11 protein-coding genes are annotated in these 11,309 nt (G+C 41.0%); 5 read left to right on the top strand and 6 right to left on the bottom strand.

Annotated features, from left to right (window positions below):
* Positions 1–15: 15 nt before the first annotated feature.
* A complete protein-coding gene (locus CSV67_RS05645) occupies positions 16–567 on the top strand; it encodes an N-acetylmuramoyl-L-alanine amidase (RefSeq protein ID WP_099630635.1) in 552 nt (183 codons plus the stop codon).
* A gap of 38 nt (positions 568–605) precedes the next feature.
* Positions 606–854, top strand: a complete 249-nt coding sequence (locus CSV67_RS16525) for a hypothetical protein (protein ID WP_143560686.1) — start codon at positions 606–608, stop codon at positions 852–854.
* On the opposite strand, the gene CSV67_RS05640 is transcribed toward CSV67_RS16525, so the two are convergent.
* The 6 genes from CSV67_RS05640 to CSV67_RS05615 all read right to left on the bottom strand — a co-directional run bounded on the left by CSV67_RS05640 (position 830) and on the right by CSV67_RS05615 (position 9,459).
* A complete protein-coding gene (locus CSV67_RS05640) occupies positions 830–1,921 on the bottom strand; it encodes a DUF4097 family beta strand repeat-containing protein (protein ID WP_099630634.1) in 1,092 nt (363 codons plus the stop codon). The two genes, CSV67_RS16525 and CSV67_RS05640, sit on opposite strands and share 25 nt — an antisense overlap.
* Before the next feature lie 80 nt (positions 1,922–2,001).
* On the bottom strand, positions 2,002–4,869 hold the full coding sequence (gene uvrA / locus CSV67_RS05635; protein WP_099630633.1) for an excinuclease ABC subunit UvrA: 2,868 nt from the start codon (positions 4,867–4,869) through the stop codon (positions 2,002–2,004).
* Positions 4,870–4,876: 7 nt separating this feature from the next.
* Complete coding sequence (gene uvrB / locus CSV67_RS05630; protein ID WP_099630632.1) at positions 4,877–6,859, bottom strand: excinuclease ABC subunit UvrB; 1,983 nt, start codon at positions 6,857–6,859, stop codon at positions 4,877–4,879.
* A gap of 208 nt (positions 6,860–7,067) precedes the next feature.
* A complete protein-coding gene (locus CSV67_RS05625; protein ID WP_099630631.1) occupies positions 7,068–7,325 on the bottom strand; it encodes an IDEAL domain-containing protein in 258 nt (85 codons plus the stop codon).
* A gap of 192 nt (positions 7,326–7,517) precedes the next feature.
* On the bottom strand, positions 7,518–8,729 hold the full coding sequence (locus CSV67_RS05620; protein WP_099630630.1) for an ABC transporter permease: 1,212 nt from the start codon (positions 8,727–8,729) through the stop codon (positions 7,518–7,520).
* Positions 8,713–9,459, bottom strand: a complete 747-nt coding sequence (locus CSV67_RS05615) for an ABC transporter ATP-binding protein (RefSeq protein WP_099630629.1) — start codon at positions 9,457–9,459, stop codon at positions 8,713–8,715. The genes CSV67_RS05620 and CSV67_RS05615 overlap by 17 nt, the downstream gene beginning before the upstream one ends.
* A 121-nt stretch (positions 9,460–9,580) precedes the next feature.
* On the opposite strand from CSV67_RS05615, the gene CSV67_RS05610 reads away from it, so the two are divergent.
* From CSV67_RS05610 to CSV67_RS05600, 3 genes are all read left to right on the top strand, one after another.
* Complete coding sequence (locus CSV67_RS05610; protein ID WP_099630628.1) at positions 9,581–10,006, top strand: HIT family protein; 426 nt, start codon at positions 9,581–9,583, stop codon at positions 10,004–10,006.
* A gap of 189 nt (positions 10,007–10,195) precedes the next feature.
* Positions 10,196–10,552, top strand: a complete 357-nt coding sequence (locus tag CSV67_RS05605; RefSeq protein WP_099630627.1) for a YtxH domain-containing protein — start codon at positions 10,196–10,198, stop codon at positions 10,550–10,552.
* Between the two features lie 178 nt (positions 10,553–10,730).
* Positions 10,731–11,294 (top strand): HTH-type transcriptional regulator Hpr, encoded by a 564-nt coding sequence (locus tag CSV67_RS05600; RefSeq protein ID WP_099630626.1) that lies wholly within the window; start codon positions 10,731–10,733, stop codon positions 11,292–11,294.
* The last annotated feature ends 15 nt before the right edge of the window (positions 11,295–11,309 follow it).

Here is an 11,309-nt window from a genome sequence, read left to right as displayed (position 1 = left end):
GGAGAGTGGACAGAATTGACACTAATCATTCTTGATGCAGGTCACGGGCCAGATACACCAGGCAAAAGAACGCCAGATGGAAAGCTTCGTGAGTACGATTTTAATGCAGCAGTAGCTGTACTGGTCGGAGAGTTTTTAACAGAGGAAGGCATGACAGTAAAGTATACGCATGCGTCTACACACGACGTACCTTTAGGTGAACGAACAGCTTCGGCTAACCGTATGAGAGCGGATGCCTTTGTTTCAATCCATGCAAATGCATTCGGCAATGGCTGGAATACGGCACAAGGGATTGAAACGTATATGTATCCACAAGCAAGCAAAAGTTCCGCAGTTCTCGCCTCTGCGGTACAGAAAGCTTTAATTTCTGCTTGCCAACGTCCCGATCGCGGCGTGAAGAAGGCCGATTTTGCGGTCCTGCGTGACACCAACATGCCCGCGATTTTAGTTGAATGTGGCTTTATGTCGAATCAGACAGAGGCTACTCTATTGCAAAGCAAAACGTATCAACTTCAATGTGCACGAGCTATAGCTTTTGGCATTTTGTGTTGGGAGTATGTTAGATGAATTGGGGAGATGCGGGAGGCAATGAGCGAATATGAGTCGTGATTGATCGTGTATTGCGTGGGTATGAGCGGTTACAGACCGTGATAGAGCGGTTAGCTCGTGTCATAGGGTGGTTAGCTGATGTGATAGAGCGGCTACGCAAGAACTATGAGCGTTTACACGAATTTTATGAGCGCCCTAAGCGACTGCCCCATCTAATTACAAACATACAAAAAACACCTGCACCGCCAGAAACGGCAAATGCAGGTGTTTCATTAAGCTATCAATCCATATCGACAGAGTTATAACGGACCATAACAGTACCAGTCTTGGATTCGCCCGTAACATGCAATGGCTCTTTCGTTGCGTCCTCAACATTCTTGCTGAAACGGATTGTACGGTGCAAGAACTGCTCTTGCTCTTCCACACGTGATACGTCATTCAACCGTAAATCAAGCTTACCCATGTTGGATGAAATCTCTCCCTTTAGACCTAAAGATGACGGGAAGTAAATTTCAACCGTACCGCTGATGGACTTCGCTTCTAATCTTTTTGCATCAGGGGATGAAGTCGTCAACGTCACGTTTCCGTTTAGGGATTTTGCGTCTACATCATTTACCGCGCCATCTACATAAACTCGACCGTTTAATGTTTCAGCCTCTAACTTTTCACCGGTAACTTTTAATAAACGCACCATACCATTTGCAGTTTCCAGCTTCGCTTCATCGAATTTACTATCTGCACATTCAATTTTACCATTCGCTGTTCTAATCCGTAGATCTTTAAAATCTACACCTTCCACTGAACAGCCGCCGTTCAATAAACGTACAGAGAGTTTACTATACGGTGTGGCAGTCGGTACATACAGATCAACATTTACTTGTAACATCTTCAAGTCGCTTCCGATACGCAACTTATTGCCGTCTTTTACGAACAATAACTTGTCAAGGAACTGACTAAGCGCGTCTGCTTCGGAATCATTATTAAAATGCTTTACAGAGAACTTCGCCATGATCTCGTCATTGTCTGAAGGGTGAACTTCCACAGTACCATGGTCAATATGGATGATGACTTCTTCAATATCTTCTACTGATTTACTTTCGGTATGTGTAAAGGAGACAGATTTGCTGAATGGTGCTTCGAAATCAAATTTTTTCACACGGTGTACTGCCGTATCCATAAATTGCATGAAGCGGTCACCTGCTGTGACGAATTCTTTACGGATATCCTCGAAGAAAGCATCAGCAGAAGAGCCCTCTTCTGCTGTTCCTTTTTCAGATTCTTTACCCATGACTTCCAGTAATTTCAATGCTTCATCAGCTGTGATTTTACCTTCTTCAAGCATCGTTAGTATTCGTATGCGTTCATTTTGCATATCCAGATTCCTCCTCGTTTTGACTAATCTTTTTAGCAGCTATCTATTTATACGGTTCTGCGGAACAAAAGTTTCATTTTCTATTTCGTTACTACACTCTGAATTTGTTCCTTCATCCGATTTCGATCTCTTTCTAGGATGGTTTTCAAATATTTCCCTGTGTAGGACTCTTTAACTTCTGCTATCGCTTCCGGTGTCCCCGTTGCAACAATTTCTCCGCCTTTGTCTCCGCCTTCCGGACCGATATCGATAATATAATCAACCGTCTTAATAACATCCAAATTATGCTCAATAACGAGAACCGTGTTACCCCCATCAACTAGACGTTGAAGAACTTCTAGTAACTTGGCAATGTCATGTACGTGCAAACCCGTTGTTGGCTCGTCTAAAATATAAAACGATTTACCCGTGGAACGTTTATGCAATTCCGAAGCCAATTTCACACGTTGGGCTTCCCCACCTGATAGTGTCGTTGCGGGTTGACCTAATTGAACATAGCCTAAGCCTACATCAACTATCGTCTGTAATTTACGGTGGATTTTCGGGATATTCTCGAAAAACACCACTGCATATTCCACGGTCATCTCCAGTACGTCCGCAATATTTTTTCCTTTATATTTCACTTCCAGCGTTTCCCGGTTATACCGCTTGCCGTGACATACTTCGCATGGTACATATACATCCGGAAGGAAATGCATTTCGATTTTAATGATTCCATCTCCACGGCATGCTTCACACCGTCCACCTTTTACGTTGAAACTAAAGCGACCTTTTTTATAGCCCCGAACTTTTGCTTCATTCGTCATCGCAAAGACATCACGTATATCGTCAAAAACGCCTGTATACGTAGCTGGATTGGAGCGTGGTGTCCGTCCGATTGGTGATTGATCAATATCGATAATTTTTTCCAAATGTTCCACACCACTAATACTCTCGAACTTTCCAGGTCTTTGTTTGGAGCGATTCAATTTCTGAGCCAATGTTCTATGCAAAATATCATTGACCAATGTACTCTTACCTGAACCAGAAACACCAGTAACTGCAATAAATTGACCGAGAGGGAATTCTGCGTCGATATGCTTTAAATTGTTCTCCGAAGCACCTTTAACGATAATGCTGCGTTCATCACGTGATCTTCGTTCAATCGGAAGTGGAATGAATTTCTTTCCGCTTAAGTATTGTCCGGTCAGCGATTTCTTGTTTTTCATAACTTTTGCAGGTGTACCTGCAGCTACCACTTCTCCTCCTGCCACACCAGCGCCAGGACCGATATCAATTAAATAGTCCGCAGCCATCATCGTGTCCTCATCATGTTCTACAACAATCAATGTATTACCGATATCTCGCATACTTTGTAACGTGCCAATTAGTCTGTCATTATCCCGCTGGTGAAGCCCGATTGAAGGTTCATCCAGTATATATAGAACACCCGTCAAACGTGATCCAATTTGTGTAGCCAAACGAATTCGTTGTGCTTCTCCACCAGATAATGTCCCTGCTGAACGGGATAAATTCAGATAGTCGAGACCTACGTTCACCAAAAAGCCCAAGCGTTCCTGGATTTCTTTTAGGACCATATCTGCAATTTGTGTATCTTTCTCGGAAAGAATTAATTGGTCAAAGAATTTTGTCGTTTCAACAATCGAGCGTTCCGTGATTTTTCCGATATGCTGACCATTCACTAATACCGCAAGTGATTCGGGCTTTAGGCGGTAGCCTGTGCAAGTAGGACATGACTTTTCTGTCATATATTTACTCATCTGCTCACGAATGTAGTCTGATGATGTCTCATGATAACGTCGTTCAACGTTGCGCAAAACCCCTTCGAAATAAATATCGCTATCACGGGTATTACCAAATTCATTTGTATAGCGGAAGCGAATCTTTTCTTTTCTCGATCCTACCATCAGTTTTTCAATATCCGAGTCAGCCAATTCGCTAACCGGTACATCCATTGGAATTTTATAGTGCTTCGCAATCGTCTTCAGGAGTTCTGGATAATACTGCGAGCTTGTTGGCTCCCATGGGGCAATGGCGTGTTCTTTTAGGGTTAGGTCACTATTTGGAATGACTAAATCTGGATCGACTTCGAGCTTCATTCCAAGTCCGTCACATTCAGGGCAAGCGCCGAATGGACTGTTAAATGAAAACATACGTGGTTCTAGTTCGCCAATAGAGAATCCACAAATAGGACACGCGTGATGTTCACTGAAAAACAATTCTTCTTCACCGATTACATCTACCAGCACATTACCATCAGCTAATCGCAAGGCGGATTCCAACGAGTCACTTAGACGTGTTTCGACGCCTTCCTTCATGACAATTCGATCGATGACGATTTCAATTGTATGTTTTTTATTTTTATCTAACTCTATATGATCATCCAAATCAATTGTTTCACCGTTGACTCGAACGCGTACATAGCCTTGTCTTTTGATATCTTCAAATAATTTAGCATGCGTCCCTTTACGTTCTGAAATAATTGGAGCCAAAATTTGAATTCTTGTACGCTCAGGCAATTGAACTACACGATCCACCATCTGTTGAATCGTCTGCGTAGAGATTTCAATGCCATGATATGGACAATGTGGTTTCCCAACTCTCGCATAGAGTAAACGCAAGTAGTCATAGATTTCTGTCACCGTTCCTACAGTAGACCGTGGATTTTTACTTGTTGTTTTTTGGTCAATGGAAATGGCGGGTGACAATCCTTCTATAGAATCCACGTCTGGTTTATCCATTTGTCCAAGGAACTGACGCGCATATGCGGATAATGATTCCACATAGCGGCGCTGCCCTTCCGCGTAGATCGTATCAAAAGCTAGTGAAGACTTGCCTGAACCCGACAGGCCCGTAAGCACAACCAGTTTATCGCGTGGAATCTTCACCGTAATATCTCTCAGGTTATTCGCTCTCGCTCCCTGTATTACAAGTTCTTTATTTTTCATGCGGACTCTACCTTTCTGCTTTCAGTTCTATTACGGTATCGCGTAACTCTGCAGCTCTTTCGAAGTCCAAGGCTTTTGCTGCATCTTTCATTTCTTTTTCCAATTTGATTAGCAATAAGCCTTTCTCGTCTTTTGATAACTTCTTGCCGTTCGTCACCTTTTGCAAATACGATTCCGTTTCTTCAGCCACTTGAGTCGCACGGATCAATTCACGTATCGGTTTGACAATTGTCGTAGGCGTTATACCATGTTCTTCATTGTAAGCTATTTGAATTTCACGACGACGTTCCGTTTCATCAATGGCTTTCTTCATCGAATCTGTCATTTTATCTGCGTACATAATGACGCGCCCTTCTGAGTTACGTGCTGCGCGACCAATTGTCTGGATCAACGCACGTTCTGAACGCAAGAATCCTTCTTTATCCGCATCCAAAATCGTAACCAATGAAACTTCCGGGATGTCGATCCCTTCACGCAGTAAGTTGATCCCGATTAATACATCATACGTACCGACCCGTAACTCGCGAATAATTTCTGTACGTTCCAGTGTCTTAACGTCAGAATGGAGATACTGAACTTTAATCCCGATATCTTTTAAATAATCCGTTAAGTCTTCTGACATTTTTTTCGTCAGAGTGGTAATCAATACACGTTCATCTCGCTCGATTCGAAGATGTATTTCATCCAATAAATCATCAATTTGCCCTTCGATAGGACGCACTTCAATGATTGGATCCAGTAATCCTGTAGGACGTATAATCTGTTCTACCATTTCGTCTGTATGCTCAATTTCATAAGGGCCGGGCGTTGCTGAAATATACATCGCTTGGCGAATATGCTTTTCAAATTCTTCAAACATCAATGGTCGGTTGTCCAATGCAGAAGGCAAGCGGAAACCATGTTCTACCAATACTTTTTTCCGCGCTTGGTCTCCATTGTACATGCCGCGAATCTGCGGCAAAGAGACGTGACTTTCATCCACGACAATTAAAAAATCGTCAGGGAAGTAATCTAGCAATGTATAAGGTGTTGCACCTGCTTCACGCAACGTTAAATGTCTGGAGTAGTTCTCAATGCCAGAACAGAAGCCCATCTCTCGCATCATTTCCAGATCATAACGCGTCCGTTGTTCTAAGCGTTGCGCTTCCAATAACTTATCGTTATCTCGTAAATATTTAAGCTGTTCTTCCAATTCAATTTCAATATTTTCAATTGCTTTTAATAATTTTCCTTCACGTGTAACGAAGTGGGAACCAGGGAAAATAGCCACGTGATCACGATCACCGATGACTTCACCTGTTAAGGCATCCACTTCACGGATTCGTTCAATTTCATCTCCGAAAAACTCTAGACGTATACAACGCTCATCACGTGCCACCGGGAAGACTTCGACTACATCGCCTCTGACACGGAATGTACCCCGCGTAAAATTAATATCATTGCGTTCGTACTGAATGTCCACCAGCGTCCGCAATAGTTGATTACGCGGTATTTCCATTCCCTTGCGTAATGAAAATACCATTTCATTATATTCTTCTGGTGAACCCAGACCGTAAATACAAGATACAGATGCCACAATCAATACATCATTACGCTCGAATAAAGCACTAGTTGCGGAGTGACGAAGTTTATCGATTTCATCATTGATCGATGAGTCCTTTTCAATAAAAGTATCCGTCTGTGGCACATACGCTTCCGGTTGATAAAAGTCATAGAAGCTAACAAAATATTCTACCGCATTATCTGGAAAAAATTCTTTGAACTCGCTATATAATTGGCCAGCCAACGTTTTATTGTGAGCAATGACCAGTGTAGGTTTATTGATTTCCGTTAGTACATTAGAAACTGTAAATGTTTTACCTGTCCCCGTTGCACCAAGTAACGTTTGATGTTTCTTGCCTTCTTTTATGCCGTTAACAAGGCTATTGATCGCTTTTGGCTGATCTCCTTGCGGTGTATATGGTGCCTGCAATTGAAATGTTTCGTTCAAATGGTTCCACTCCTCTTCTTAAACACCTATCCTTCTATTTTACCACAACTATTGTTTTTTCTAAAGAAATAACGAACGTACGTTTTAAACTAACTCTCTGTGTACTTTATTGTACCCTTGTACTTTGTGAAAGAAACTTACAGCTAAGACATTCTATACAAATAAAAAACACTGCCAGGATTTTGTCCTAGCAGTGCCTATAAATAAATTATTTCGTTTTAAGTTCGTATCCATGTTCTTGTGAAATGTCGAGCAATTGTTGTGTATACAGGTCGAATGCTTCTTTGTCATTTTGATCCAGCGCATCGTCAATCAATAACATGATTCGCGATTGTGTTTGTTCCCAGTGAATGTGTTGTAGAAACAGATCCCAATAGATTTCATTCAGCAGCTTTTCCGCTTGGAGAGAAGTGCTATTATTACCTACCGCTTTCAAAAATTCAGCATATGAGTTGTTATTATTCATCTCTCTCACCCCTGATACCTTTTAGTAATTATATATGCAATAGAATATAAATTGCAACCATTATTCTAACTATTCGAACTTTTGAATTATTTAAATGTAGTTAGTGGAGTATTTACTAGGCACATATATTCAGATGATTCTGTGACAATACTTATATTATGAACTTTAGTTCAACTTTACTAGTATCTATTATCAAATTTCTTTCAATTGCTCTTTGGTCAATCGGATCGTTGCCTCCCCAACAATGAGTGCGATAGTCGCAATCAAAACAGGTATAATGCTTAGGCCGTATAACGGTAATGCCGCCAGTAATAGAATGATTGCATGTAACCAAATCAATTTTCTAACCAACGAACGAACCGCTTTGATTTGCGATTTTTCCTGTTCTTCGGGAAACAGCTGATCCATAGTAAACTCGTCTCCACCTTCAAGTGCCAATATCAACTGAACGGCAGTCGCAAACGCTAGCGCTCCTACAAAGATGAAAGATACAATTGGTAACGGTATTAAGAACGCACCCAATGCAGACAACGCCGTTAATCTAACCCACAACCAGAATGTATCATCTGTACGAATAAATGTCCTGACGATTAAGTACTTTTGCACATCCTTGCGCTTGAATGTAGAACGTTTCATAGCCATCGTTAACCAGCTACGCTTACTCACGGATCCAACTAGATGCGGTACTTCCGTGAAGTAATTCGCAAATCGATAAAAACGCATCATACGATTTTGTTCCAATTCAATAAACTGCTCATACGGAAATGGATAACGCGCTGCTTGTTTATCCCAAAACTTTGCATAGAGCATGGCGATAAGAATTCCGATAAAGATGGCAACTGTACTCCAAGTAAGTGCGAATTGAATCGTTAAAAATGTTAAAACCAGTCGAAGAACACGATCCGGCCAAACGAAGTCATGATTCGCAATACGGACGCTGTATTCAGTTCCTACAAACAGTCCTTTAAATACAATGATTACCAACAATACAAGAAGATAATCAATGCCCGTCCCCACTTCTGTTGCCTTTAATAACGGCAACGCAATTACCATAGAAATTAATGGTAGCGGAAGTTGTGAAAACGTCGACCAAGTGATCGAGCGTCTCATATAACTCGACAATTGATTTTCTAATGGCAAGAAAAAAACAATGTCTGCCGGCTTGAGTAACGTGGTTGGTGCAGCCTTCATTAACAAAAGCGCAAGGACAACGGATATGATTAAGGCAGAAGGGAATGAAACAGGCACTTCTTTTAGCCATTCACTATATGCATACCCACCCGCTCCAATGGCAAACATGAAAACGATAGCCAAATGTCCAGTGAATACATAGCGCATATATTTCTGTAGTTCATTGACGTAATGGAAGAACCGCTGTCCCCAAATTTCATGCATGTTGTTCATAATCAGTTTCCTCAGTCATGGCAATATATAAGTCATCAAGTGTTGCATCTGGTCGCCCGAATGCTTTGCGCAAGTCGTCCATCGTCCCATTCGCACGTACCCGTCCTTCGTGCAACAAGATAATGCGATCACAATACTTCTCAGCCGTTGCCAATACGTGAGTCGACATCAAAATAGAAGCACCCGCATTTTTTCGTTCAATGATTTGATCGAGCAAAGCGCGAATTGCCAATGGATCTAATCCAACGAATGGCTCATCGATAATATATAATTTCGGTTCTACCAGAAAAGCACACATGATCATCACTTTCTGTCGCATACCTTTGGAAAAGTGAGCCGGAAACCACTTTAAGCGTTTTTCCATACGGAACTCTTTCAGCAACTGTTCGGTACGGATTTCAAATTGTTGCTTGTCCAGTCCATATGCCATCGCAGTCAGTTCTAAATGTTCTTGTAATGTAAGTTCTTCGTATAACACTGGCGTCTCTGGAATATAACTGAATGATTGGCGGTAATGTTCTTTATCACTAAACGTCGCCCCGTCAATCTTGATTATTCCTTCAAGCGGATTCATCACACCGATAATATGTTTGATTGTCGTACTCTTTCCTGCGCCATTCAGACCGATTAATCCGACCAGTTCCCCCTCTTCTAGCTGAAATGAAAGGTCATGTAAAACAGGCCTGCGCGTATAACCACCTGTAACGTGTTCTAGTTCTAGGATTGCCATTATCTTTCCCCCTATCTTCTGGTATTATTTTAGCAAAGAAATTGTAAAATTGCTTTATCCGTCTTCGTTAACTATCTGAAAATATGCTACAATACATCCAAACATGAAAGGATGTGTAGAAATGACCTCATGTATTTTCTGCAAAATTGTAGAAGGAACGATTCCAGGAGAAAAAGTATACGAGGATGATCACGTTATCGCCTTTATGGATATTATGCCCGTCACGAAAGGACACGTACTCCTAATTCCTAAAACACATCGTGAAAATGTGTATGAATTAACTGAAGATGAAGCCGCGAATTTATTTAAAGTGGCACCAAAAATCGCCAATGCATTAAAAGAAGAATTTCAACCGTGTGGAATGAATTTATTGCAAAACAATGGCTCTTTCGCAGGTCAGTCAGTCTATCATTTCCATATGCATTTAATACCGCGCTATGACAAATCAGATGGGCTGAAAGTAGAATTTGATACAAAAGTAGAGCAGTTCCCGATGAACGTAGTGTCTGAATTAGCTACCCATATTTCTAGACGACTGCAAGAATAACATGGGGAGGTTGTAGGCAGAAGCGTACGATAATTTTCTCCATCACTCAAAAGAAATTCTACTCTTCTGTCCACTTCTTCAAACCGTTAGAATTGCTTTTGGTTGTATAATATTTCATTCATATCTTGCTCAACTATGCACTAACATGCTTTAATAAAATAATAACTATACAAAAGGAGTGTTCTCTATATGAAAGCGTCCACATTCTTTATTGGTCTGGCGGCAGGTGCTGTTACTTCTGCGGTAACTGTTCTATATTCTACACCAAAAGCCGGAAGTGAACTGCGTGACAGTGTCAAAAATGCATCACTCGAATTGAAGGATAAGTTGAAAGATGTCAAAGGGCAAGTCGCGGATCTAAAAGATTCTGTAACCGATCTAACGAAGGAAGTAAAAGAGCTTGTACCAGAAACTGTCGAAGAAATGAAGGTTTCTGTAGCGGACTGGAAGCGCTCGACCGAACACAATAAGAAGCGCTTAGAGAAAGAAATTTCTGCAATTCAAGCAGCTTTGGATGATCTCGAAAAATCAATTGGAGCTCGCTAACGTATTTCCATTTAGGCGCCAGTTGTTCACTTGCTAATCTTTGAGTGCGTACCCATAGTAAAACAGCTGCATTCTATGGGATATACACTCAAACTGATTTATTTTATTATTCCGTCTTCTTTATTTGTTGTTTTTTTGGTATAATAAATAAAATGACAGAAAGAAAGCAGGTGTCTCGATGGCCGATCAAAATATTTCACGTAAAGACGCCATGATCTTCAATCAGCGTGTAGCCCAAATGTCCAAGGCATTATGGAAAGCTGTAGAGAAGGATTGGCAACAATGGATTAAGCCGTATGAACTCAATATTAATGAACATCATATTTTATGGATCGCCTACCATTTGGAAGGTGCTACCATTTCAGACATCGCAAAGTTTGGTGTAATGCATGTCTCAACCGCCTTTAACTTCTCAAAAAAATTGGAACAACGCCAGCTTTTATATTTCTCAAAAAAAGAAGATGACCGACGTAATACCTATGTAACGGTTTCAGAAAAAGGCAAAGCACTACTCATCCAGATGAATGAAAATTACCATAATGAAGATTATAGCGTACTTCAGAGTTCCCTCCCTATTCGTGATATTTATGGCAAATTCCCTGAATTCCTAGAAGTCATGTCAGTATTGCGTAACATTTATGGAGATGATTTTATGGACATTTTCGAACGCGGTTTTCAGAACATTGAGAAGACATATATCGATTCAAATGATTACCTTATAAAATCTAAAGTAGAGTCTTAATCACCTGCTCTTTAG

The sequence above is a fragment of the Sporosarcina sp. P2 genome (genome assembly GCF_002743255.1).
GTDB lineage: Bacteria > Bacillota > Bacilli > Bacillales_A > Planococcaceae > Sporosarcina.
The sequence above is the reverse complement of the archived record's forward strand: the minus strand, read 5'-3'. Positions and strand labels throughout refer to the sequence as shown.